Raw genomic sequence first — 24,524 nt, 5'->3', positions numbered from 1 at the left:
CGCGTGAGGTAATGGAAACGTTCATTGCGATGCGCTAACCTTGCCCGCATGATCAGGATGGTAAAGACACGCTCCACCGAGGGCATCGGCGACCTGTTGCGCGAATGGCGGCAGCGCCGGCGCATGAGCCAATTGCACCTGGCGCTCGAAGCGGGCATCTCGCAGCGCCATTTGAGCTTCGTCGAGAGCGGCCGCTCCGCGCCGTCGCGCGAGATGGTCCTGCACCTGTCGGACTGCCTGTCGATGCCGCTCAGGCAGCGCAACCGCCTGCTGCTGGCGGCCGGCTATGCGCCAAGCTTTTCCGAGCGGTCGCTGGATGACCCGGCCCTGAAGCCGGCCATGGACGCCGTGCAACTCGTGCTGAACGGACATGCGCCCAATCCGGCCCTCGCGATCGACCGGCACTGGACGATGATCGCCGCCAACACGGCGATCATGCCGTTTCTCGAAGGCGTGCGGAACGCCGACCTGCTGCGGCCGCCGGTCAATGTCCTGCGTCTCAGCCTGCACCCGGAAGGACTGGCGCCGTGCATCCTCAATCTGGAGGCATGGCGAGCCCATGCGCTCGAACGGTTGCGCGCGTTGAACGATCGTTATGCCGATCCTGAACTCGCTGCGCTGGAGAAGGAGCTTGCCGCCTATCCGACGCGCAATACGGGACCGCAGCCACGACCCGACGAAGCCGAGCGCATCGCGATCCCCCTGCGCCTTCGGCTGGGCGGAGAGGATTTGTCGTTCATCACGACCACCACCGTTTTCGGCACGCCCCTCGATGTCAGCCTGTCGGAACTGGCGATCGAGAGCTTTTTCCCGACAGACGCGGCAACGGCGGCCTATCTGCGCCGGCTGCAGGACAAATCCTCATGAGCTCGGCGGCACGAAGCGCCGGGCGGCAAGGTTCTTCAGGCCGAGCTGGCGTTCGCGCCAGATGATGAACAGGCCGGCGCCGATGACGATGGCGCCGCCGATCAGCGTGTACAGCGTCGGGATGTCGCCAAAGACGAAGTACCCGACGATGATGGCGAGGATCATCGAAGTGTATTCGAACGGCGCGATGGTCGACAACTCGGCGTGGCGGTAGCATTCGGTCATCAGGATCTGCGCCACGCCACCGCACACGCCGGCGCCGGCGAGCGCCAGATATTGATCGCGCGACAGATCGGCCCAGCCGAACGGAATGGAAAACAGCGCCAGGATCGTCGCCGTCACCGAAAACCACAGAACGATGGTCGCGGTCTTCTCGGTCTGCACCAATTTGCGCACCAAAAGCATGGCAACCGAGGAACCGGCGGCCGCACACAGGATGGCGATGACGCCAACCGCCTGCCCCGAGCCAAGCCCGGCGCCACCCGTGAGCAGCGTCAGTTTGGGCCAGGCGATGACGACGACGCCGATGAAGCCGACCGCCACGGCGCTCCAGCGGTATATGCGGACCACCTCGCCCATGAAGACGGCAGAGAAGACGACGACGATGAGAGGCTGCGCATAGTTGAGGGTGATCGCATCGGGCAATGGCAGGCGGGTCAGGCCGAAAAAGCCGAGCCCCATGGCGGTGACGCCGACCAGGCCGCGCATGATGTGGCTGACGGGATGCGTGGTGCGGAAGGCCGTTGCCAATTCACGCCGCCAGGCGAGCATGGCAAGGATCGGAAAGATGGCAAAGAACGATCGGAAGAAGACGATCTGGCCCGCCGGCACCGTTCCCGCTGACTTGATCAGCGATGACATGACGACAAAGATGGAAACCGAAACGATTTTTAGCGCGATGCCCAGAAGAGGCCGGCGTTCGACGCCAAGTTCCGTCACGGCGGGCATGATCTACGACCTTGTCGGAGCGGCGCGCACCGCGCGGAGCGGCGAGATGCATAAGAGAGGGTTGCTCACAATCCGCCGCTGGCCTCCTGGATTGCCTGCCAGACGCGCGACGGCGTCGTCGGCATGTCGATGTGGCGCACGCCATGGGCGCGGTACAGCGCATCGGTGACGGCATTCAGCACCGCCGGCGTGGCGCCGATGGTGCCGGCCTCGCCCGCCCCCTTGATGCCCAGCGCGTTGGTGGTGGACGGCACGTTGCGCGTCTCGAAATGGATGAAAGGCAGATCGTCGGCGCGCGGCATGGCATAGTCCATGAAGCTGGCCGTCACCAACTGCCCGTCTTCCGAATAGACGGTGTCCTCGGTCAAGGCCTGGCCAAGCCCCTGCGCGACGCCGCCATGCACCTGGCCGGCCAGGAGAATCGGATTCACGGTCGCGCCGAAATCGTCGACGATCCAATAGTCCAAGACGTTCACCTTGCCCGTCGCCGGGTCGATCTCGACCTCGCAGATGTGGGTGCCATTGGGATAGGTCGCCTCCTCCTGGACGAATTCGCCGAAGCCCTGCAAATCCTCCGGCTGTTTGGCCGCCCTGGCGATGCCGGCGAAATCCACCTGCCGGTCGGTGCCGACGATGCGCGCGGCGCCATCGACAAGCTCGATGTCGTCGACCGAGGCTTCCAGTTCATCGGCGGCGATCCGCCGGATCTTCTCGGCCAGATCCTCGCCGGCGCGGGCGGCCGACACACCGCCGAGCGGGATCGAGCGCGAGCCGCCCGTGCCGCCGCCGGAGGCGAGCTCGTCCGTGTCGCCCTGGCGCACGGTGATCCTGTCGATGTCGAGATTGAGCTTGTCGGCGACGAACTGCGCATAGGCGGTGGCGTGGCCCTGGCCGTTCGACTGGGTGCCGATCAGCACCGTCACCGTGCCGTCGCCATTCAGCCGCACATGGGCGGGTTCGGAGCCGGCGAAGGCGCAGGCCTCGATATAGGTCGCCATGCCGATGCCGCGCAGCATGCCCGCCTTGCGCGACGCCGCCAGCCGCGTGTCGAAATCGTTCCAGCCCGAACGCTCGATGGCCAAGTCCATATGCGCCTCGAACTCGCCAACATCGTACAGGCGGCCCGTCTGGGTGCGGTAGGGAAACTGCTCGGGCCGGATGAAATTGCGGCGGCGGATTTCCTCGCGGCCGAGATCCAGGTCGCGGGCACAGGCGTCGACCAGCTTCTCCAAGAGGAACGCCGCCTCGGGACGCCCGGCGCCACGATAGGCATCGACCGGACATGTGTTGGTGTAGACGCCGTTGATCGTCACGTCGAGCGCCTGGATGTCATAGACGCCGGTCGACATGGAGGCGCCGACAAAGGGGATGAACGGGCCGTATTGCGAGATGTAGGCGCCCATATTGGCGGTCAGGTCGACGCGCAACCCGAGGAACCGGCCTTCCTCGTCAAGCGCCATCTCGGCCGCCACCACATTGTCGCGGCCTTGCGCGTCGGTCATGAAATGCTCATTGCGGTCACCGGTCCACTTGACCGGCCGGCCGAGGCGCTTGGCCGCCTCCATGACCATGGCGTATTCGCGGTAGACGAAGGTTTTCGGACCGAACCCGCCGCCGACGTCGGGCGTGATGACGCGCAGCATGGCCGGATCGATGCCGAAGGTGCGGCTCAAAATTCCGCGCATGGAGTGAACGCCCTGCGAACCCGTCGTCAGCACGAAGCGGTTTTCATCATCGCGCCATTCGGCAAGGGCGGCGCGCGGCTCCATGTAGTTGCAGACCAGCCGGTTGTTGACGAACGCGACGCGCGTCACATGGGCGGCCCTGGCGAAGGCTGCTTCGGTCTTGTCCTTGTCGCCGATCCGATACTGGAAGGCGCGGTTCGTGCCGAGTTCCGGCCAGACCAGCGGCGCGCCGTCAGCCAGCGCGCCGGCCGTGCCGGCGATGGCTTCCTCATCCTCGAAGTCGATGTCGATCAGTTCGGCCGCGTCCTGCGCCTGGGCGCGGCTTTCGGCGACGACCAGCGCCACCGCGTCGCCGACATAGTGAACCCGGTCGCGGCAGAGAATCGGAATATCGCGCGTCGGCGCGCGGCTGCCATCCGGCTGCTTCTGCATGGCGCCCGACTTCAGATCGGCCAGATGCGCCACATCGGCGCCCGTCAGCACCAGATGCACGCCCGGCGCGGCGCTGGCCTCTTCGATGGAGGCGATGGTGAAACCGGCCTTGGCGACCGGCGAACGCAGCACATAGAGATGCAGCGTCCCCTCGGGCGAGAAATCGTCCGTATAGCGGCCCTTGCCGGTGATGAAAGCAGCATCTTCCTTGCGGCGGACGGAAGCGCCCATGCCGAATTTTGGCGTCATCACGGTCATGCGGAATTCCTTCTGGCCAATCGCAGCGCGGCCGACATTCAAAAAGCTGGCTGGAAACAATCGGGCGATGTTCGAGACCTTAGTTTTGTCGAGCCGCATGATTGTGTAAAGAGCAACAATCCGATTTTGTTGGACCAGTGGTCTGACAAATTGCCGTCAGGCGCTCGAGGTCATAGGAAGAGACGTGATGCTTAAGGACAGCGGCCAGGTTTTTCGCCTCGAGGATTATCGGCAGAGCGATTATCTCATTCCACAGGTGAGGCTCACTTTCCGTCTTGGAGCCGATGAAACGCTGGTGACGGCGACGCTGAAGGTCGAGCGGCGGCGCGGCGTTGCGGTGACGGCGCCGCTGGAGCTGGACGGCGACGGCCTGGTGCTGGCGAAGCTCGCCATCAATGGCGCCAAGGCGGATGCGGACGCGTTTGAAGCCTCGCCGGACAGGCTGGTCCTGAAAAAGCTGCCGCATGCCGGACAGTTCGAGCTGACCATCGAAACAAGGCTGGCGCCGGCGAAGAACAAGGCCCTGATGGGGCTATACGTTTCAAACGGCGTGTTCTGCACCCAATGCGAGGCCGAAGGGTTTCGCCGCATCACCTATTTCCTCGATCGGCCGGATATCCTCAGCGTCTACACGGTGCGCATCGAGGCGGACCGCAAGGAGACGCCGCTCCTGTTGTCGAACGGCAACCCCGTCGAGAAGGGCACGCTGGATGGGGGCCGGCATTTCGCCGTCTGGCACGATCCGCATCCCAAGCCCTCCTATCTGTTCGCTCTCGTTGCCGGCGATCTGGGCGCGGTGACCGACACCTTCACCACCGCTTCCGGCCGCCCGGTGGATCTGGCGATCTATGTCGAACGCGGCAAGGAAGATCGCGCCGCTTACGCGATGGATTCGCTGAAGCGCTCGATGCGCTGGGATGAAGAGCGCTTCGGCCGCGAGTATGATCTCGATGTGTTCAACATCGTCGCCGTGTCGGATTTCAACATGGGCGCCATGGAGAACAAGGGGCTCAACGTCTTCAACGACAAATATGTGCTGGCCGACGCCGACACGGCGACCGATCTCGACTTCGCCAATATCGAGGCGATCATCGCCCATGAGTATTTCCACAATTGGACAGGCAACAGAATCACTTGCCGCGATTGGTTCCAGCTTTGCCTGAAGGAAGGCCTGACCGTCTTCCGCGATCATGAATTCTCCGCCGACCAGCGCTCGCGGGCCGTCAAGCGCATCGCGGAAGTGCGGGCGCTGCGGGCGCATCAGTTTCCCGAGGACCAGGGGCCGCTGGCGCATCCGGTGCGGCCGCGCCGCTTTCGCGAGATCAACAATTTCTACACGGCAACCGTCTACGAGAAGGGCTCGGAAGTGGTGCGCATGATCCGCACCGTCCTCGGCCAGGAAGCCTTCCGCGCCGGCATGGACCTGTATTTCGAGCGGCACGACGGACAGGCCGTCACCATCGAGGACTTCGTCAAGGCTTTCGAGGACGCCTCGGGCCGCGACCTAGCGCAATTCGCCCTGTGGTACCATCAGGCGGGAACGCCGAACGTGGCGATCGCCACGCGCCACGACGCCAAGGCCGGCACGCTGACGGTGGAGATCGAGCAATCGGTGCCGCCGACGCCGTCGGAAAGCCGCAAGCGGCTGATGCATATCCCCCTCGCCTTCGGACTGGTCGGGCCCGACGGCATCGACATGGACTATGAAAGCGCCGAGGGCGCGACGGTGGAGGATGGTGTCATTCACCTGCGCAAACGGCACCACAGCGTGCGCTTCACCGGGCTGAAAGCGCGGCCGGTGCTGTCGATCAACCGCGGCTTCTCGGCGCCCGTCACCCTGTCAATCGGCAGCAAGCCGAAGGAACGACTGTTTCTCGCCCGGCACGACCGGGACCCGTTTTCGCGCTGGCAGGCGCTCAACACGCTGTTCAGCGAAGCGCTGATCAGCGCGACGCGGCGGCAGCGGGGCGGACGGGAGATCGCGTTTTCCGAGGAACTGGTGGCGCTTGCGGCGGAGATTGCCCGCGACGACGCGCTGGAAGCGGCGTTTCGCGCGCTGGCGCTGACACTGCCGGCGGAAGCAGACGTCGCCCGCGAGATCGGCGAGAACATCGACCCCGACGCGATCTATGCGGCGCGCATGGCGCTGCTTTCGGCAATCGCCGAGGCGGGGCATACGGATTTTACCAACCTCTACGCCGGCCTGCACGACAACGCCCCATTCGCGCCCGATGCGGCCGGCGCCGGGCGGCGGGCGCTGCGCAACACGCTGATCGAATACATGGCGCTGGCCGCCGGCGACCCGGCGCCCGCCAAGCAGCAGTTCGACACGGCCGACAACATGACCGACCGGGCAGCGGCGCTGACCGTTCTGGCGCACCATTTCCACGACCGCGAGGAAAGCCGCGAGGCGCTTGCCCGGCTCGAGGCGCAGTACCGGGACAATCCGCTGGTGCTCGACAAATGGTTCCAGATCCAGGCGATGATCCCCTCGCCCGACACGGTGGCGCTGATGCGTGAGCTGATGGGGCATGCCCATTTCTCGCTGACCAATCCGAACCGGGTCCGCGCGCTGATCGGCACGTTCGCCATGGCCAACCAGACCGGTTTTCACAGCGCCGACGGGTCGGGCTACCGGCTGGTGGCCGATACGGTTCTGGCGCTGGAGAAGCACAATCCGCAGGTGGCGGCACGGCTGGCGACCGCGTTTCGCTCCTGGCGGGCGCTGGAAAGCGGACGGCGCGAGCATGCGCGGCAGGTGCTGGTGGAGATGGCACAGCGCAAGAACCTGTCGCGCGATCTGGCCGATATCGTCGAGCGCACGCTCGCTTGAGACCGGCCTGAACGGGGCGCGTTAAGTTCTTTTTTACATTCGCCACTGGACAAGGCGAATCACCTTTGATTCCTTATGGATGATTCGGCTGTTGGCGGTAACGAATCACCTGACTTAACAAGGAACGAGGGAGCCCGTCGGATGGCGAAGGCGCAGGGATGGGCTGTACCCCTTATCGGGGGTATCTCTGCCAGACCACGACCCCGACGCGGATCGCGCATGGGACTGGCTGGAAACGCCAAGATTATTGCCGCGCCCGCCTATGAGCGCCTGCTGGCGATCGAGCCCTATCTGCGCCGCTCGATTCCGATCCTGATCATCATTTTCCTGCTCGTCGTCGCGGCGGCGCGCTTTTTGTCGCTGCTGGCCTGGCGCGACGACGTGGAGCGCGACGCGCGCACCATGCTGGCGCTGGCCGCCGATTCACTGGCCACGACGCTGGCGGTCGAAACCTCCGACGACGGCGACCGCACGCAACGCGCGCGCATGCTGATCGAAGAGGCGACGCGCCGCATCGGCTCGCCCGAAAAGCGCATTCTCGCCGTCACGGACGCGCGGTTCAGCGTCGTTGCCAGCTCGGCCAACGGGCAGGAACTGGTGGGGCGCCTGCTCGACGACGTCTTGACGGGCGGCCAGCCGCTGTTCCTGTTCGGCGCGCGTGCCGGCGTGATGGATGTGACGATCAACGGCGCACCCTGGCTCGCCTCGCTGGTCCATGTCTCCGGCCAGGACGGCGCGGCGGTGGCGCTGACCTCGCGCGACACGCTGTTTGCCGAATGGCGGCGGGCCGTTTCCCTGAATGTCACCCTGTTCGCCCTGACCGCCGGCATACTGATGGTCATCCTGTATGCCTATTTCAGCCAAGCGGCGCGGGCCCAGGCGGCCGACCGCATCTATCTCGAGGCGCATCAGCGCATCGACATGGCGATGGTGCGCGGCAAATGCGGCCTGTGGGACTGGGACATGGTGCGCGGCAAGATGTTCTGGTCGCGCTCGATGTTCGACATGCTCGGCTATGAGCCGACCGAGGAGATGCTCTCCTTCGGCGAAGTGTCGACGATCATCCATCCCGACGACGGCGATCTGTTCGAACTCGCCAACCGCATCATGGCGCGCGAGATCGACCATGTGGACCGCGTCTTCCGCATGCGCCATGCCGAGGGGCATTGGGTGTGGATGCGCGCCCGCGCCCAGGTGGTCGATCCGCAGGCGCCGGAACTCCACCTGATCGGCATCGCCGTCGACGTTACCGAGCAGCGCACGCTGGTCCAGCAATCGGAAGCGGCCGACCAGAGACTGCGCACAGCGATCGAGAACATCACCGAAAGCTTCGTCCTGTGGGACTATGCGGAGCGGCTGGTGATGTGCAACAGCAAGTACCAGCAGGATACCGGCATCGATCCGGCGGTGATCGTGCCGGGCGTGCGGCGGCGCGACATCGAGGCCCTGATCCCGGCCTATCGTTCCGAGCGCCGGCTGGTCAATTCCACCGGCCCGAACAGCGGCGCGACTTATGAACGGCAATTGTCGGACGGACGCTGGCTGCAGGTGACGGAGTTGAAGACGCGCGACGGCGGCACCGTTTCGGTCGGCACCGAGATCACCCAGTTGAAACAGCACCAGGGCAAGCTGGTCGACAGCGAACGCCGCCTGATGGCGACGATCCACGATCTCAGCATCGCCCGGCGCGCCGAGCAGGAACGCACAAAGGAACTCAGCGAGCTGAACCGCAAATACATGCGCGAGACCGAGCGGGCCGAAGCCGCCAACCGGGCGAAATCCGAGTTTCTGGCCAACATGTCGCATGAATTGCGCACGCCGCTCAACGCCATCATCGGTTTCTCGGAAGTGATGCAATCGGGCCTGTTCGGCCCGCTCGGGGCAGAGCGCTACGACGAGTATGTGCGCGATATCTGCGCCAGCGGCTCGTATCTGCTGGGTGTCATCAACGACATTCTCGACATGTCGAAGATCGAGGCCGGCCAGTTCTCGGTCGATTGCGAGGAAATCGACCTGTGCCCGCTGATCCGCGAGACGATGCGCGTCATCGTCCTGCAGGCGACGGAGAAGTCGATCGAGGTCAAGGCCGATATTCCGGACTCGATGACGCTTTTCGCCGATCGCCGGGCGATCAAGCAGATCGTCATCAACCTCCTGTCGAATGCCGTCAAGTTTACCGGAGAAGGCGGGCACATCACCTTGCGGGCGCGCAAGGTCGGGCCGGCGGTGACGCTGACCATCGAGGATTCGGGCTGCGGCATTCCGCGTGAGGCGCTGAAGAAGCTCGGGCGCCCCTTCGAGCAGGTTCAGAACCAGTTCTCGAAGAACCACACCGGCTCCGGCCTGGGGCTCGCCATCTCACGCTCGCTGGCAGAGCTGCATGGCGGCATCCTGAAAATCCGCTCGACCGAAGGCGTCGGCACGGTGGTTTCCGTGCGCATCCCGACCCAGGAGAAGCGCAAGGCACCGGCCGCCGCCTGAAACGGTTCATTGTTTGTTGCCGAGCAGTTGCTCGAAATGACCGCGCACGCGCTTGGCCGTTTCCTCCACGTGGGCGGCCAGAATCGCCAGTTCCGGCAGATCCGTCTGGCGCAGCAGGAGATCGGCGAAGCCCGGCGGTGCTTCCTCGGGATCGAACCCGCCTTCCAGGCACAGGCGCGTCGTCTGCGTCAGCATCGTGTAGAGCTGATGCGCCTCGACCAATTCCTGGCGCGGCTGCGGCGGGCAGAAATCCGGCGCGAGACTGGCCAGCACATCAACGGTCGCCGTCGACAAGACGCCCTCCTCGCAGCAGCCGCCCAGCACCGCCACCTGGGCGATGAACTCGAGATCGATCAGGCCGCCCGGCACGAGTTTCAAGTCCCACAAATCGCGCGGCGGCTTTTCTTCTTCCAGGAGCGCGCGCATCTCCACCGCCTTGGCGAAAATGGCGTGGCGCTCACGCGGGATGGCGAGGATCGCGGCCACCTCGACCTCGACAACGGCGCGCAATTCGGCATCGCCGGCGATGCCGCGGGCGCGGGTCAGCGCCATGTGCTCCCATGTCCAGGCATCCTGGCGCTGATAGCGGCCGAAGGCTTCGACCTGCGTGGCCACCGGCCCCTTGTTGCCGGAAGGGCGCAGGCGCAGGTCGAGTTCGTAGAGGACCCCCTCGGCGGTCGGCGCGGAAACGGCGGCGATCAGGCGCTGCGTCAGGCGCGTATAGTATTCGGAAGGGGCAAGCGGCTTTTCACCGTCCGACTGTTCGGCGTCGGGCGCATGATCGTAAAGCAGGATCAGGTCGATGTCAGAGCCGGCCGTCAGTTCGCGGCTGCCAAGCTTGCCCATGCCGAGAATGGCAACCTTGCCGCCGGGCACGGTCCCATGGCGCAGGGCGAAATTGGCGATGACCGCGTCGAGGGCGGCGCTGACGGTCAGATCCGCCAGGTCGGAAAATGCCTTGCCGGCGCGGCTGGCATCGATGGCGCCGGTCAGGAGACGAATGCCGATGAGGAATTTCTGCTCGGCGGCGAAGATGCGCAGCCGGTCGAGGATTTCCTCATAAAGCTGCGCGCCGGCGAGGAATGCTTCAAGCCGCTCGGCAAGATAGGCGCGGTCGGGCAGTTCCGAAAGAAGCGCCGGATCGAGCAGGCCGTCGAAGACGTGCGGCCGTTTGGTGATGATGGCGGCGAGACGCGGTGCGGCACCCATGATGCTGACGAGCATTTCCAGCAGCGCCGGGTTCGATTGAAGCAGGGAAAAGAGCTGGATCCCGGCCGGCAGGCCGCCAAGGAACGCATCGAAACGCAGCAGCGCCTCGTCGGCGCGCCGCGTGCGGCCGAACGCCTCGAGCAGCGCCGGCGTCAGTTCCGTCAGCCTTTCGCGCGCCTCGGCCGATTGCGTCGCCCTGTAGCGGCCATAATGCCAGCCACGGATGACGCGGCACATGTCGCTCGGCCGCGAAAAACCAAGCTCGCTCAGGGTTTCCAGCGTGTCGGGGTCATCGACATCTCCGGTGAAGACGAGATTGCCGATGCCGCGCGATAGCTGCGGCGCGGTCTCGAACAGTGCCGCATAGTGCTTTTCAACCAGTCGAAGCGACTGGCGGAAGGTCTCGGAGAAGGTGTCGGCGCTGTCGAAGCCGAGCAGATGGGCGATCTGCTCCAGCCCCTCATCATCCTCCGGCAATGTGTGGGTCTGCTCGTCGGCGACCATCTGCAGCGCGTGCTCGACATCGCGCAGGAACCAGTATTGCCGGGTCAGCGCATCGCGCGCCTCGGCGTCGATCCAGCCGCAGGCGGCAAGCTCACCGAGCATCGCCACCGTCTTGCGGCCGCGCAGCGCGGGGAACCGGCCGCCGGCGATGAGCTGCTGGGTCTGAACGAAGAACTCGATCTCGCGGATGCCGCCGCGGCCGAGCTTGACGTTGTGGCCCTTGACCGCCACCTCGCCATGCCCCTTGTGCGCGTGGATCTGGCGCTTGATGGAATGGACGTCGGCAATCGCCGCATAGTCGAGGTATTTGCGCCAGACATAGGGCTGCAGCTCTTTCAGGAAGCCGCTACCGGCGGCCAGATCGCCGGCAATGGGCCGCGCCTTGATCATCGCTGCGCGCTCCCAGTTCTGGCCGCGGCTTTCGTAATAATGCAACGCCGCCTCCAGCGGGAGGGCAAGCGGCGTCGAGCCTGGGTCGGGGCGCAGCCGCAGGTCGGTGCGGAACACATAGCCGTTCTCGGTGCGGTCCTGGAGGATGCGCACCAGCCGGCGCGTCAGCCGGACGAACAGGTCGACGGCTTCATAAGGCTCGGGAATCGCCGGCGCGTGCGGGTCGATGAGAACGATCAGGTCGATGTCGGAGGAGAAATTCAGCTCGTTGGCGCCCAGCTTGCCCATGGCCAGGAGCACCCAGCCGCTGTCCCTGGCCGGATGGGCGGGATCGGGCAGTTGCAGCTTGCCGGCCCGGTGCGCGTCGAGAAGAAGATAATCGACGGCCGCGCCGACACAGGCGTCGGCAAGCCTGCTCAAGCGCAGCGTCGTCAGCTCGGTGTCGGCGGCGCCGGCAAGCCGGGCCAGGGCGATGAGGAAATGCGCCTCGGCCTTGAAGCCGCGCAGCGCCTTCATCATGCCGCTCTCGCTCTGATCTTCGGCGTAGGCGCTGGCCCCGATATCGTCGAGCAACGTTTCCAGGCGCTGGTCCAGCGGTGCGTCGAACAGCGCTTCGAGCGCCAGAGGATTGCGCCGCGCGCAATCGCGCAGGAAGGGCGACAGGGCAAACACGGTGGACAGGAAGGCGGTGAGCGGCGCGTCGGCTGCAAGCAGCGCCGACAGACGCCGGGCCCCGGCCTCGCCGGCGGCCCCCGCGACGATCTCCAGCGCCTCCGACGCCGCTTCCGCCTCGACCGACGGCAGCGCATTCACCGGCACGTTGAACCACACACGTCCGTCCGCAGCGCTTGGCGCCATTCACGCATCCTTTCGGGAGCCGTTTAGACCGGCTCATCGTTTCATGGAAACGCTGCCCCGCTCTATCTCTTTGTTTTTACGCAATTCCGGACGGAAAACCGGTTCCCACTTTTCCTGGGATTGCTTTAGAGCCAGGCGCCGGGCCTGGCGGAAACCACTTCCGACGTTCAGACCAATGCGCTGGCGGGAAACACCATTGTCACCGCAAGACCGGGGTCATTGTCGGCAAACGCGAGGTGCCCACCATGAAATGTCATCACCGCCTTTGCAAGGCTGAGACCGAGGCCGGAACCCGGCTGGGTACGACTTTCCTCAAGCCGGACGAAGCGTTCCGTTACCCGCTGGCGATCTTCGGGCGGAACGCCGGGGCCATTGTCGCTGACCGTCAGGCGGATTTCACCACTGGTCTTTTCGAGCGTCACGCCGACGCGCGGCGCCTGGTTGGCATCGGCGGAGTATTTTATGGCGTTGTCGACGATGTTCGACAATGCCTGGCCGATCAGTTCGCGATTGCCGCGCAGTTCCGCCGGCCCGACGATCCCCGCCTCCAGCTTGACACCCTGCTCTTCGGCAGCCGGTTCATAGAGTTCGACCACATCGGCGACGATGGCGCGCAGGTCGATGGTCGAAACCGCCTCCGCGGAATAGCCGGCTTCGAGCCGGGAGATCATCAGTATCGCATTGAAGGTGCGGATCAACTGGTCGGACTCGGCGATGTTGCGTTCGAGCGCCTCGCGATAGCCGCTCGCCTTCTGATTGCCCGCCAGCGCCGCCTCGGCACGATTGCGCAGGCGTGTCAGCGGCGTTTTCAGGTCATGGGCGATGTTGTCCGACACCTGGCGCAACCCCTCATTGAGAGCGGAGATGCGGTCGAGCATCTTGTTGAGGTTCTCCGAAAGGCGATCGAACTCGTCGCCGGCGCCCGACACCGGCAGGCGGCGCGTCAGGTCGCCGGCCATGATGCGACGGCTGGCCGCCGACACGCGGTCGATGCGCTTCAAGGCGCGGCGGCCGACGAAATACCAGATGAGCAGCGCGCCGAGGCACATGATGACGAGCGTCACCACCAGGGCACGTTGCATGACGCGGCGGAACTGCTCGGGCTCGCCCAGATCGCGGCCGACCAGGACGATGATCTGATTGGGCAGGCGGAAGACCAGCGCCATTGCCTCATGCGGCGGCTCCCGCCCCGCCGCCAGCCGGGTTTCGGCCTCGCCGAAGCGGCTGTAGGTGAAAGGCCGCTCGGTCCAGCCCACCACGTCCAGAATGCCGGGCTGCAGGCTTTCAACATTGCCCGACAGGATGCGGCCATTGGCGTCCGCCAGGAGATAGAGATTGGCGCCGGGCTGGCGGGCGCGCGATTCGATCACCCGGACCAGGAATGGCAGCCCGCCGCGCTGATAGGCGCGATCGAGGCCACGCACCTCCTCGTTGATCGTGTCGCGCGTCTGAACCGCCAGCATGCGGGCCGACAGCGAGGTCATGTAGATGACGAGAAAGGTGGCGCAGACGGCGAACAGGATGAGGTACAGCGCGGAGAGACGCGCCGCCGTCGTTTTCATGATCGCGACGAGCCGGGCCATGAGGGTCAGGACTTATTAATCTTGCTGGATTGGTATGAGTCAATTTGCCTGGAGAGGAGGCGCAAGCCTGCAGGAAACCATCCGGTTTTCAAAGGCTTGCAACGCTCTCTCCAGGCAAATTGGCCATATCCCGAAGGGACGGACGATGGACTTTGAACTGCCGCGTCGAGCCGCTTGGCCGGGCGTAAGCCCGTCCTGCGCATCTCTCCTTGCATTTCCGTGTCCATCGTTCGCCAATCCAGCAAGATTAGTAGGTCCTGACCCTAATCCTTCAGCATATAGCCGGCGCCGCGCACCGTATGCAGAAGCGGTTTGTCGAACCCTTTTTCGATCTTGCCGCGCAGGCGCGAAATGTGCACGTCGATGACATTGGTCTGCGGGTCGAAATGATAGTCCCAGACGTTTTCCAGTAACATGGTGCGGGTGACCACCTGGCCGGCATGGCGCATCATATATTCGAGCAGGCGGAACTCGCGCGGCTGCAGGATGATCTCCTGGCCGGCGCGGCGGACCGCATGCGACAGGCGGTCCAGTTCGAGATCACCGACATGGTAGACCGTCTCGATCTCCTTGGCGCCGGCGCGACGCTTGAGAACCTCGATGCGGGCCAGAAGCTCGGAAAAGGCATAGGGTTTGGTGAGGTAGTCGTCGCCGCCGGCGCGCAGGCCGGTGACCCGATCATCGACCTCGCCGAGCGCCGACAGGATGAGCGCCGGAGTGTCGTTGCCGGTCCCTCTCAGCTCGGCGATGATCGACAGACCGTCGCGGCGCGGCAGCATCCGGTCGACGACGTAGATGTCGTAGCTGCCGGTCTCGGCCATCGAGAAGCCGCTGTCGCCGTCACGGGCGATGTCGGCCGTGTGTCCGGCCTCCGACAACGCATTCTTCAGATAGTCCGCCGCTTCCCGGTCGTCTTCGATGACAAGAATCTTCATGCGCTTCTTATAACCCGGTTTGCATCAGGCCATGCGGCATTTTCAAGCGGAAGCATGGGATGGGAAGTCGGCCCGGCCGGCGAAATCCTCTCCTTCGAACCGGGAGAGGATTTCGCCGTGTTCGGCCTTGTCAGCCTTCACTTGTCGGCAAGGCCACGAAACGGCTGGCGTCCTCGCGCTCGATCTGCACGAGCACGGCCTTGCGTCCGGCCTTGACCGCCGCGGCGACCGCCTCCTCGACATCCTTGCCCGATTTCACCTGACGCGAATTGACCGAGAGAATGACATCGCCGGGCGCGATGCCCCGCTCGTCGGCGGCGCTTCCGGGCTCGACATCGGTGACGACGAGGCCAGGACCGTCCTCGGCCGGCGTAACCGTCAGGCCGAATTGTGCCGCCATGGGACTGGGCTGCGGTGCGCCGTCCCTGGCCGACGCCATGGTCTCGACGCCCGGCATTTCGGAAAGTGTTACCTTGACGCTTTCGGTCTTTCCATCACGCCACAGGGTGACGTCGATCTCATTGCCTGGCGCAAAGCCGGCGACGGCACGCGCCAGTTCCTTCGGCGAGGCGACGGTCTCGCCCTCGACGGCGATGATGATGTCGCCCGACCTGATGCCGGCGTTGGCCGCCGGCTCGCCATCCTGTGCATCGGCCACCAGCGCACCCTTCTCCTCGTCGAGACCGACCGATTCGGCAATGTCTTTGGAGACTGGCTGGATATGCACGCCAAGCCAGCCGCGTTCGACGGAACCGTCCTTGATCAGGTCCTGCACCACCTGCTTGGCAATGGAGGCGGGAATGGCGAAGGCGATGCCGACGTTGCCGCCCGAGGGCGAGAAGATGGCGGTGTTCACGCCAACCACTTCGCCGGTCAGATTGAAGGCCGGACCGCCGGAGTTGCCACGATTGACGGCGGCGTCGATCTGGATGAAATCGTCATAAGGACCGGCGCCGATGTCGCGGCCGCGCGCCGAGACGATGCCGGCGGTGACGGTGCCGCCGAGGCCGAACGGGTTGCCGACGGCAACCACCCAATCGCCAACGCGCACCTTGGCATCATCGGCGAAATCCACATAGGTGAAGGTGCGCTTCTCATCGACCTTCAGCACCGCCAGGTCGGTTCGCGGGTCCGTGCCGATCAGCTTGGCGCTGATCTCGGCGCCGTCGTCCATCACCACGGTGAACTCGCTGCCGCCCTCGACCACATGGTTGTTGGTGACGAGATAGCCATCCTCGGAGATGAAGAAGCCGGAGCCCTGCGACACCGGGCGGGCGCGGCGACGGCGCTCGAAGCGCCGATCCTTCTCAGCGCCGGGCTTGCCGTTGAACTCGCGGAAAAACCGTTTCAGCGGGTGGCCGTCCGGCAACTCCTCGAAGCCGGGCATATCGAAAAACATCGAGCCGCCGCCATTGTCGGAAGCCGTTTCGATATTAGCTTTGACGCGAACGCTGACGACGGCCGGCGATACTTTCTCGACGATGTCGGCGAAGCTCGGCGCCTGCACGGGCTGATCGAGCCTGACTGCTTCGGCAAAAACCGGGGCGGTGCCGCTGGTCACGACGCCAAAGCCGATGGCGCCGGCAATGGCGGCGGATGCGATCGTCGCCATCAGGCGACCTCGTCCCTTGCCGATGATGCCTTGTTCCTTTGCCGGGGTTTTCGCATCCTGGTGCATCGTGACATATCCTTTGAAACTGATCTGAATTCAACGCGACGCGACGCGTTTCAACGGCAGAAATAGTGGCGAGCACATTACAGCGCCATTTCCTGCTGATGAAATTTTGGTAATCTTTCCAGGCAAGGCCGGGAAGCCCCTATTTGCCCGCTGCCGCCGGCCGGTCACCGACGATGGTGTGTACGTGAGCGACCCGCTCCAGCGTGCGATGGACGGGACACTTGCCGGCGATCTCGACCAGTTTCTCGCGCAGCGCGTCATCAATGGCGCCATCGACAAAGAGAACACGCTCGAACCGGTCGATGCGGCCCATTCCCTTCAGCTCATCGGCGCAATCGGCACAGTCGTCCGCGTGGATCTTGGCGTGAGAGACGTCGACGCTGATCCGTCCCAGGTCCAGGCCCTTGCGGTCGGCATACATGCGCAACGTCATGGCGGTGCAGGCGCCAAGGGCGATGGACAGGAAATCATAGGGCGAAGGCCCTGTGTCGAGACCGCCGACGCTTTCCGGCTCGTCGGCGAAGAGCCGGTGCCGGCCCGCCTGGACGGCATTCTGGAACCGGCCCCCGCCGGTTTCCATGATGCGCACGTGCTCGGCCGGCTCGCTGCCCTGGGGATCGTCGGCAACGATGTAGCGCGACAGCCAGCCGGCGATCACTCGCCCGGCAAAGGCGGCATCCTCCGGCGTGCTCAGGAGATGATCGCTGTTGTCGAGGGAGACGAAGCTTTTCGGGTGTTTGGCGGCGAGGAAGATCCGTGTCGCGTTGTCGATACCGACGATCTCGTCGCGCGGCGCGTGCAGGATGAGCAGCGGCTTGCGCATGGCCTCCACCGCCTTCAGCAGGTTCTGCGCCTTGACGTCCTCGACGAACTGGCCGGTGACGCTGAAGCGATGCCCGCCGAGCGTGACCTCAGCCGCGTCACCGGCGGCGATGCCTTGCGGCGGGTCTTGGAGGTTCTTGAGAACATGCGCCGCGTCGGCCGGCGCGCCAAGGGTCGCCACGGCCTTCACCTCGGGAATCGCTCCAGCGATCGCCAGAACGGCTGCACCTCCCAGCGAATGACCGATCAGGACCGAGGGCGCCGCATAATGGCTGCGCAGAAAATCGACGGCGCAGACAAGGTCACCGAGATTGGTGGAGAAGTTCGTCGAGGCGAATTCGCCTTCGCTCGAGCCCAGCCCTGTGAAGTCGAAACGCAGAACGGCGATGCCCTCGCGCGCCAGTTCGGCTGCAATGCGCCGCGCCGCGGCCAGATCCTTCGAGCAGGTGAAGCAGTGGGCAAACAGCGCATAGGCCCGCACGTGGCCGTTCGGCAGATCAAGGCGCGCGGCGAGCGATGCGCCCGAGTGACCGGGGAATTCTACTCGCTGCACTTTGAACGTCATGGCGCTGCCTCCGAGAAAGTCAGAGGAAGGCTGGTGCACGCTTCAATTGAAATGGAGGCTTTGCATTCATTCCAATTGACGCAAAGTTGCCCCAGAATCAACATCCAGTGGCCTGCCCGTCCCAGTCCAAACCTATCGGTTTGGCTGGGGCAGGACACTAGGTCTTATCGGCCGTTTGGCAAAGGGGCAGCGCGCTTAAACTCAATCACGGCCATTCAAGATTTGGTCAAGCCGTGCCTGCTCGTCCTTGTTCAGCGCCGAGGGACCGTCGGTCTTGCGCAAGCGCGCATTGGCGTAGATCACACTCCCGCCGACCAGCAGGAGAACGAACGGCGTGCCCCACAGCAACGCGTTGCGGACACTGAAGCGTGGCTTCAGCAGCACGAACTCGCCGTAGCGCGCGACCACATAGTCGAGCACCTGCCCATTGTCGTCGCCGGCCTTCAGGCGATCACGCACCAGGATGCGCAGATCGCGCGCCAGTTCGGCATCAGAATCGTCGATCGACTGGTTCTGGCAGACCATGCAGCGCAATTCGGCCGAAAGATCGCGGGCGCGCTGCTCGAGAACGGGATCGCTCAACACCTCATCGGGCTGTACGGCCAGCGCGGGAGACGACCAGAGGACCGCAGCAAGCACGAGCGTGCGAAGTGCCTGTTTCGCCCCCCCGTTCATGCGCTGCCGCCTTGGGGCAAAGCCGCCGGCTTCTTGCGCGGCATCGGCGCGCCGACGCGCAGGCGGCGATCAAGCAGCGAGACGGCACCGCCGGCCATCATGACCAGCGCGCCAAGCCAGATCAGCGTCACCATGGGCTTCCACCAGACCCGGACGATCAGCGCGCCGCTCGGCGTCTTTTCGCCCAGCGATACATAGAGCTGGCTGAGGCCGAGCGTCCGGATACCCGCTTCCGTCGTCGGCATCTGCCTGGCGGGATAGAAGCGTTTCGACGACATAATCTCGCCGAGGTCTGCGCCGGTCTTGCGCGACAGAGCGAAATTGCCCTGATCCTCGGTGTAGTTCGGTCCGGTGAACGGGCGCAGATTGTCGAAGCGCAGGACATAACCATGCAGCTCGACGCTGTCGCCAGGCTGCATCGCAACGATCCTTTCGGTCTCCAAGGTGGTCACGGCGACGATGCCGATGGTCGTCAGGCCAAGACCCGCATGGGCGAGCGCCGTGCCGAACACGGAGCGCGGCAGCCCGGTCAGCCGGCGCAAGACGACGGGTGCGGCGACCTTTCCAAGACCGGATTTCAGCACCAGATCGGTCAGCGCACCCATAACCAGCCAGACGCCAAGCCCGATACCGAGGGCAGCCAGCACGGAGGTTCGGTCGACGACGAGATAAATGAGAAGCGCCGCCGCAAGTGCGATACCGAAAGCGGCGAAAAGGCGCTGGGCGACCGCCGCCAGGTCGCCACGCTTCCAGGCGAGCAACGGGCCAAAGGGAACGATTGCCAGGAGCGGCAGGAAAAGGGGACCGAAGGTCAGGTTGAAGAAGGGAGGACCAACGGAGATCTTGTCGCCGGTCACCGCTTCGATCAGCAACGGATAAAGCGTGCCGATCAGCACAGTTGCCGTGGCGGTGGTCAGAAGCAGGTTGTTCAGGACCAGCGCGCCTTCGCGCGAAACCGGCTGGAACAATCCGCCCGCCGACAGCGTCGCTGCACGCCAGGCAAACAGCGCCAGCGATCCGCCGATGAAGACCATCAGGATCGCCAGAATGAAGACGCCGCGCGTCGGATCCGTTGCGAAGGCATGGACCGAGGTCAACACGCCGGAGCGCACCAGAAAGGTTCCCAAAAGCGACAGCGAGAAGGTCAGGATGGCGAGCAGAACCGTCCAGATTTTCAATGCCGAGCGCTTTTCCATCACCAGCGCTGAATGCAGAAGCGCCGTGCCGGCAAGCCAGGGAAGCAGCGAGGCGTTCTCGACCGGGTCCCAGAACCAGAACCCGCCCCAACCCAGTTCATAATAGGCCCAGTAGGAGCCCATGGCGATGCCGCCGGTGAGGAACAGCCAAGCCGCCAGGGTCCATGGCCGCACCCAGCGTGCCCATGCGGCGTCGATGCGCCCCTCGATCAGCGCTGCGATGGCGAAGGAGAAGGCGACGGAAAACCCAACATAGCCGAGATAGAGCATCGGCGGATGAACCGCGAGGCCGATATCCTGCAGGATCGGGTTGAGGTCGCGCCCCTGCATCGGCGCCGGGTCGAGGCGCGCGAAGGGATTGGACGTGGCAAGGATGAACAGCACGAATGCACTGCCGATCGCGCCCTGGATGCCCAGCACATTGGCGCGCAGCGACAAGGGAAGATTGCGCCCGAAAACCGCCACAAGAGCGCCGAAGAAAAACAGGATCAGAACCCAGAGAAGCATCGAGCCTTCATGATTGCCCCAGGTTCCGGTAATCTTGAACAGAAGCGGCTTGGCCGAATGCGAGTTCTCCCACACGTTCAGCACCGAGAAATCGGACTGCACGTAGGCCATCGTCAGCGCGACAAAGGAAAGCGCGACGAGGGCAAAGCCGGTGATCGCCGCCGGTTCGCCGATCCGCATCAGCGCTTCATTCTTCAATTGCCCGCCAATAATCGGCACGCTCGCCTGGACCAGCGCCAGCGCGAAGGCCAGGACAAGGGCAAAATGACCGAGTTCAATGCTCATCTAGCGAAGCGCTCCACACAGCCTGCAGTTTCCGGATCAAGGCCGCGTCTCGTTGAGCGGCCGGCAATCCATCAGTTTAACTGGCATGCCCATGCTGAAACACCCTCCGGGCTCTTGCAGGTCGATGCCCCGTCCATCGGTTTTCACCGCATTCATGCGACGCAAAATGATCCATTTGGCGTCGCATGAATGCTCTAGTTCTCGTTCCAGACACCCTTTTCCTTGAGGCTGTCGGCCACTTCCTTGGGCATGTAGTTCTCGTCATGCTTGGCAAGCACCGTGTCGGCGACGAAGACCTGGTCGGCGCCGAATGCTCCTTCGGTCACCACTCCCTGCTCTTCGCGGAAAAGGTCCGGCAGGATGCCAGCATAGGTGACTTTGACAGAATGGTCGCCATCGGTCACGGCAAAGCGCACCTGCGTGTCGTCGCCATGCGCGATCGATCCTTTTTCAACCAGCCCGCCCAGGCGGATGCGCTGGCCGGAGGCGACGGGCCGTTCCTCGAGGTCGCCCGGCATGTAGAAATAGGATGTCTGCTGGCCCAACGCATACAGGGTCAGCGCGGCAGCGGCCCCGAGAAAGCCGAGTGCTCCTGCGATGATCGCCAGTCGTTTCTGCTTTCGTGTCACGTCACACCTATTCGACTGCAATGCCGAGACTTGCCGCGAAAGCCTCCAGTTCCTGGCTCTGCGGCGATCCGGCTCCAAGGGCTGCAACCGCCCGCTCCAGCGCCGAGCGGGCATCGTCGGACTGACGCAGCACCATATAAGAGCGAATGAGCCGGCGCCAACCGTCCGCATCGGTCGGGTTTTCGCGCAGTTTTTCATCCAGTTGCGCGACCATTCCGGCGATCATCGCCCGACGATCGTCCGGAGTCATGTCCGCTGCTGCAGCGACGTCCTCATCGCTCGGCCCCGGTGCAGCTTCGGCATTCGCCTGCGCGGCTGCATTTTCGGAACCTGCCAACGCCTGGGAAGCCGCCTCGCGCCAGGGCGAGCCGTCGGGCAGGTCTGCCGCGAGGTCACGCCAGGCAGCATGCGCCTCGGGCAAGCGGCCTTCCTGGGCGCGCGCCAGCGCCACGAAGAACCGTGCTTTCGGATCGCCGGGATCGAGGGCCAGGGCCGACTTGAAAGCGGCCTCCGCCTCCGCCGTGACGACGCCCTGGGCCCTGCCGACGATCATCTCGCCGAGGGCTCCCTGCAATTCGGCGCTTTCGCCCGACAGGCGTACGATGTTGCGCAAGGCTGTTTCCGCATCGGCAAACCTTCCAAGGCGCATATAGATCGGCACCAGGACCTGCCAGCCGCGAACGTCCTGCGGGTTGTCCGCCAGATGCGCTTCGGCGCGGGCGATCAGATCGTCAATGGATGTATTCGAAGGAGCCTGTTCGAGCCGCGCCTGCAAGGGCTGCGACGGCATTCCAGGCGAGCCCGTCGCGATGTAGAGCCCCCAGCTCACCAATGGCACTGCCAGTATTGCGATTGCCGCAATCAGACGAACGGCGTTTGGGTTCGTGTCGCCAGCTTGCTGCTGTTCGGCGATTTCGGAAACCTTCAGGATCCTGCGGCCGATTTCGGCGCGCGCCTGCTCGGCTTCCGCCGAAGCGATCAGGCCGCGCTCGACGTCCCGGCCAAGCTCGTCAAGCTGATCGCGATAGACCTCGATATCATGATCCGCACCGCCAGCCGGCGAGGCTTTGCGCGTCGCGAAAGGCCGCATCACCGCAAGGGCGGCGGCGAGTGTCAGCAATGCGGCGAGGATCCAAAACAGCATGGCACCTTCAATAGCCGCCGCACGCAGCCCTGCCAACTCGTCCAGCCTGCGGCCATTTGGCCGCGAGGCGTGCCCCGTGGCAATGCGCAGCTCCCGACGGCATTATCCCAGGAGCGTCCAGCTTCCGTCTACGTTGCGGCACGCTGTGCCCCGCGCCTGGCGGTCGGTGCCATCGACCTCGATCGTATGCGTGTATTGCCGGCAATCCTGCGAGCCGACGCGGTAGGGCTGCGCAGCGCGAACCATGCCGGCCCGGCCCGACGCGGCGTCGCGCCAGGACACGTCTTGCCCGGGCGGCGTGCTTTCCAGCGCGCGATACTCCGCCTCCATCGCCAGGCGGCGCTGGAGACGCGACAGGGACGTGCCGAGCGTGCCGTTGACCAGGCCTCCGCCCTCGATGCCCGTGACCACGCCGGCCTTCGCCGGCGCTGGTGCAAACTGGTTGGGCCGCAACTCCGCCTGCGATAGGCCGCCGCCAATGCAGCCGGACAATGTTGCGGCACAAGCAACCAGGGCAATAAGCGTAAATCTCATTGGGTTCGATGATCCCTTGAATAAATCCCGAAAGCACTTGGCCCTTACGGATCTCGTTTGTCCGAATTTTGGCGGATGGTTCCGCCGCCGCATCTCAGATCTCGGCACGAGGCAGATCGACCACCGCCTTCAGCCCTCCAAGAGAAGATCGCTCAAGAGCGAGTGAGCCACCATATTCTTCTATCAGGTCGGCGACAATCGCAAGGCCCAGGCCCGTTCCGGGCTTGTTTTCGTCCAAGCGTCGTCCGCGCTTCAGGGCTTCGCGTGCCTGCTCCTCGGGAATTCCCGGGCCGTCGTCCTCAATGACAATGCGAAAACCCAACGTGCCCGTTCCATCGGTTGGCTGTTCCGTGCGCAGGATGACCCGGCCACGTGCCCATTTCATCGCGTTCTCGAGGAGATTGCCGTTGATTTCCTCCAGGTCCTCGCGCTCGCCGGCAAAGACAAGCGCCTCGTCCGGCAATTGTGCCTGAAGGTCGATGGCCGGATTGAGCTTGCTCATCACCCGCGCCATGCGTTCCAGCGACGTGCGGACCGGCGTGCGAAACACCAGCGTGTCGCGTTGCGCGGCCGCCCGGGCGCGCTGAAGATAGTGGTCGAGTTGCCTTTGCAGGGCGATTGCTTGGTTGGTGATGAGTTCGCCGCGTTCGCCGCCCACCGCCCGCCCCTCATTCATCAGGACGGCAAGCGGCGTCTTCAGGGAATGGGCAAGATTGCCAACCTGCTTGCGCGATCGTTCGAGAATGCGGCGATTGTTCTCGATCAGCGCATTGGTCTCATCGGCAAGCGAGGCTATTTCACGGGGAAAAGGCCCTTCCAGGCGGCGCGCGGTGCCTGCGCGGATGTCGGCCAGAGCCTGCTGGACATGATTGAGCGGACGCAGCCCATAAAGGATGGCGAACACGTTGATGGCGATCATGCCCATGCCGAACACGGCCAGATAACCATACAGCTTACGGACAAATCGCCCGATCTCATCTTCCAGTTCGGTCCGATTGCCCATCACCCGAAACCGCGCTACCTGCCCGCGGTCGCCGATCAGAAGTTCGGCTTCGAACACTTCGATCACCTCTCCGCCCGCGTCGGTGCCGATGTAGTTGCGTTGAAACGCATCGCTGAAGGGCACCTGTGCCGTGCTTGGTGCGGGAACGGGGGCGGTCATCGAGGCGGACCTCAGCGCCACGCCAAGGTCGTTCGTCACGGGCTCGACGGCCCAGTACCAGCCAGATCCGGGTTGGGAAAACCGCAGATCATCAAGGTTGGGATTGCCTTCCAGAACGCCGCTTTCGGAAACACCGACGGAGCCGATGACATTGTTGAGATTGGCCATCAGCACGCTGTCGAAGCCACGCTCCGAAACCTGCCTGAACAAGGCGGAGATAATCGTCGCGATAACGACCAGGGCGATGATCGCCCAAAACGACGAGAAGGCGATGACGCGCACCGTCAGCGATCGGGCGATAAATGTCCAAAGAGACGACGGAACGTTGCGGTCGGGCATGGATT

The 24,524-nt window shown here is 64.3% G+C and carries 16 protein-coding genes; 3 read left to right on the top strand and 13 right to left on the bottom strand.

Features of this window, described 5'->3' with window-relative positions:
• Positions 1-48: 48 nt before the first annotated feature.
• The gene (locus AB843_RS22445; protein WP_048649145.1) at positions 49-867 is read left to right on the top strand and encodes a helix-turn-helix domain-containing protein; all 819 of its coding nucleotides are present in this window, start codon (positions 49-51) and stop codon (positions 865-867) included.
• Here the strand turns inward: AB843_RS22445 and AB843_RS22440 are convergent.
• Both AB843_RS22440 and AB843_RS22435 read right to left on the bottom strand, forming a co-directional pair.
• Entirely contained in the window at positions 862-1,815 is a 954-nt protein-coding gene (locus tag AB843_RS22440; protein WP_048649144.1) for a DMT family transporter, read from the bottom strand. The genes AB843_RS22445 and AB843_RS22440 overlap by 6 nt on opposite strands.
• A 65-nt stretch (positions 1,816-1,880) precedes the next feature.
• Positions 1,881-4,190 carry a xanthine dehydrogenase family protein molybdopterin-binding subunit gene (locus AB843_RS22435; protein WP_048649186.1) on the bottom strand — a complete coding sequence of 770 codons (2,310 nt, stop codon included), beginning with the start codon at positions 4,188-4,190 and terminating at the stop codon, positions 1,881-1,883.
• Positions 4,191-4,377: 187 nt separating this feature from the next.
• Here AB843_RS22435 and pepN point away from each other — a divergent pair, with 187 nt between their 5' ends.
• Together pepN and AB843_RS22425 are read left to right on the top strand one after the other, a co-directional pair.
• Entirely contained in the window at positions 4,378-7,023 is a 2,646-nt protein-coding gene (gene pepN / locus AB843_RS22430) for an aminopeptidase N (RefSeq protein ID WP_048649143.1), read from the top strand.
• A 141-nt stretch (positions 7,024-7,164) separates the two neighbouring features.
• A complete protein-coding gene (locus AB843_RS22425) occupies positions 7,165-9,504 on the top strand; it encodes a PAS domain-containing sensor histidine kinase (RefSeq protein WP_048649142.1) in 2,340 nt (779 codons plus the stop codon).
• A 6-nt stretch (positions 9,505-9,510) separates the two neighbouring features.
• Here the strand turns inward: AB843_RS22425 and AB843_RS22420 are convergent, their stop codons facing one another.
• From AB843_RS22420 to AB843_RS22370, 11 genes are all read right to left on the bottom strand, one after another.
• The gene (locus AB843_RS22420) at positions 9,511-12,465 is read right to left on the bottom strand and encodes a bifunctional [glutamine synthetase] adenylyltransferase/[glutamine synthetase]-adenylyl-L-tyrosine phosphorylase (protein WP_048649141.1); all 2,955 of its coding nucleotides are present in this window, start codon (positions 12,463-12,465) and stop codon (positions 9,511-9,513) included.
• 167 nt (positions 12,466-12,632) lie between these two features.
• A complete protein-coding gene (locus tag AB843_RS22415) occupies positions 12,633-14,048 on the bottom strand; it encodes a sensor histidine kinase (protein WP_048649140.1) in 1,416 nt (471 codons plus the stop codon).
• A 263-nt stretch (positions 14,049-14,311) separates the two neighbouring features.
• Complete coding sequence (locus AB843_RS22410; RefSeq protein ID WP_048649139.1) at positions 14,312-14,983, bottom strand: response regulator transcription factor; 672 nt, start codon at positions 14,981-14,983, stop codon at positions 14,312-14,314.
• A 130-nt stretch (positions 14,984-15,113) separates the two neighbouring features.
• On the bottom strand, positions 15,114-16,661 hold the full coding sequence (locus AB843_RS22405) for a Do family serine endopeptidase (RefSeq protein ID WP_048649138.1): 1,548 nt from the start codon (positions 16,659-16,661) through the stop codon (positions 15,114-15,116).
• A gap of 139 nt (positions 16,662-16,800) precedes the next feature.
• Positions 16,801-18,048 carry a bifunctional alpha/beta hydrolase/OsmC family protein gene (locus tag AB843_RS22400; protein ID WP_048649137.1) on the bottom strand — a complete coding sequence of 416 codons (1,248 nt, stop codon included), beginning with the start codon at positions 18,046-18,048 and terminating at the stop codon, positions 16,801-16,803.
• 201 nt (positions 18,049-18,249) lie between these two features.
• Positions 18,250-18,723, bottom strand: a complete 474-nt coding sequence (locus AB843_RS22395) for a cytochrome c-type biogenesis protein (RefSeq protein WP_048649136.1) — start codon at positions 18,721-18,723, stop codon at positions 18,250-18,252.
• The gene (locus AB843_RS22390; protein ID WP_048649135.1) at positions 18,720-20,711 is read right to left on the bottom strand and encodes a heme lyase CcmF/NrfE family subunit; all 1,992 of its coding nucleotides are present in this window, start codon (positions 20,709-20,711) and stop codon (positions 18,720-18,722) included. Before AB843_RS22390 ends, AB843_RS22395 begins: the two co-directional genes overlap by 4 nt.
• A 194-nt stretch (positions 20,712-20,905) precedes the next feature.
• A complete protein-coding gene (gene ccmE, locus AB843_RS22385) occupies positions 20,906-21,340 on the bottom strand; it encodes a cytochrome c maturation protein CcmE (RefSeq protein WP_048649134.1) in 435 nt (144 codons plus the stop codon).
• A 7-nt stretch (positions 21,341-21,347) separates the two neighbouring features.
• On the bottom strand, positions 21,348-22,484 hold the full coding sequence (gene ccmI / locus AB843_RS22380) for a c-type cytochrome biogenesis protein CcmI (protein WP_048649133.1): 1,137 nt from the start codon (positions 22,482-22,484) through the stop codon (positions 21,348-21,350).
• 102 nt (positions 22,485-22,586) lie between these two features.
• Complete coding sequence (locus tag AB843_RS22375) at positions 22,587-23,018, bottom strand: RT0821/Lpp0805 family surface protein (RefSeq protein WP_048649132.1); 432 nt, start codon at positions 23,016-23,018, stop codon at positions 22,587-22,589.
• Between the two features lie 94 nt (positions 23,019-23,112).
• Positions 23,113-24,519, bottom strand: a complete 1,407-nt coding sequence (locus AB843_RS22370) for an ATP-binding protein (protein WP_048649131.1) — start codon at positions 24,517-24,519, stop codon at positions 23,113-23,115.
• Positions 24,520-24,524 lie beyond the last annotated feature (5 nt).

This window comes from Nitratireductor soli (assembly GCF_001050155.1).
Lineage (GTDB): Bacteria > Pseudomonadota > Alphaproteobacteria > Rhizobiales > Rhizobiaceae > Nitratireductor > Nitratireductor soli.
This window is presented reverse-complemented; position numbering and strand designations above follow the sequence as displayed.

Bases quoted from the DNA above. Each gene is read 5' to 3' on its own strand.
- AB843_RS22420 (WP_048649141.1), bottom strand. From the start codon at position 12,465: ATGGCGCCAAGCGCTGCGGACGGACGTGTGTGGTTCAACGTGCCGGTG.
- AB843_RS22435 (WP_048649186.1), bottom strand. From the start codon at position 4,190: ATGACCGTGATGACGCCAAAATTCGGCATGGGCGCTTCCGTCCGCCGC.
- AB843_RS22395 (WP_048649136.1), bottom strand. From the start codon at position 18,723: ATGAACGGGGGGGCGAAACAGGCACTTCGCACGCTCGTGCTTGCTGCG.
- ccmI (WP_048649133.1), bottom strand. From the start codon at position 22,484: ATGCTGTTTTGGATCCTCGCCGCATTGCTGACACTCGCCGCCGCCCTT.
- AB843_RS22425 (WP_048649142.1), top strand. From the start codon at position 7,165: ATGGCGAAGGCGCAGGGATGGGCTGTACCCCTTATCGGGGGTATCTCT.
- AB843_RS22375 (WP_048649132.1), bottom strand. From the start codon at position 23,018: ATGAGATTTACGCTTATTGCCCTGGTTGCTTGTGCCGCAACATTGTCC.
- pepN (WP_048649143.1), top strand. From the start codon at position 4,378: ATGCTTAAGGACAGCGGCCAGGTTTTTCGCCTCGAGGATTATCGGCAG.
- AB843_RS22415 (WP_048649140.1), bottom strand. From the start codon at position 14,048: ATGGCCCGGCTCGTCGCGATCATGAAAACGACGGCGGCGCGTCTCTCC.
- AB843_RS22410 (WP_048649139.1), bottom strand. From the start codon at position 14,983: ATGAAGATTCTTGTCATCGAAGACGACCGGGAAGCGGCGGACTATCTG.
- AB843_RS22440 (WP_048649144.1), bottom strand. From the start codon at position 1,815: ATGCCCGCCGTGACGGAACTTGGCGTCGAACGCCGGCCTCTTCTGGGC.
- AB843_RS22370 (WP_048649131.1), bottom strand. From the start codon at position 24,519: ATGCCCGACCGCAACGTTCCGTCGTCTCTTTGGACATTTATCGCCCGA.
- AB843_RS22400 (WP_048649137.1), bottom strand. From the start codon at position 18,048: ATGACGTTCAAAGTGCAGCGAGTAGAATTCCCCGGTCACTCGGGCGCA.
- AB843_RS22405 (WP_048649138.1), bottom strand. From the start codon at position 16,661: ATGCACCAGGATGCGAAAACCCCGGCAAAGGAACAAGGCATCATCGGC.
- AB843_RS22445 (WP_048649145.1), top strand. From the start codon at position 49: ATGATCAGGATGGTAAAGACACGCTCCACCGAGGGCATCGGCGACCTG.
- AB843_RS22390 (WP_048649135.1), bottom strand. From the start codon at position 20,711: ATGAGCATTGAACTCGGTCATTTTGCCCTTGTCCTGGCCTTCGCGCTG.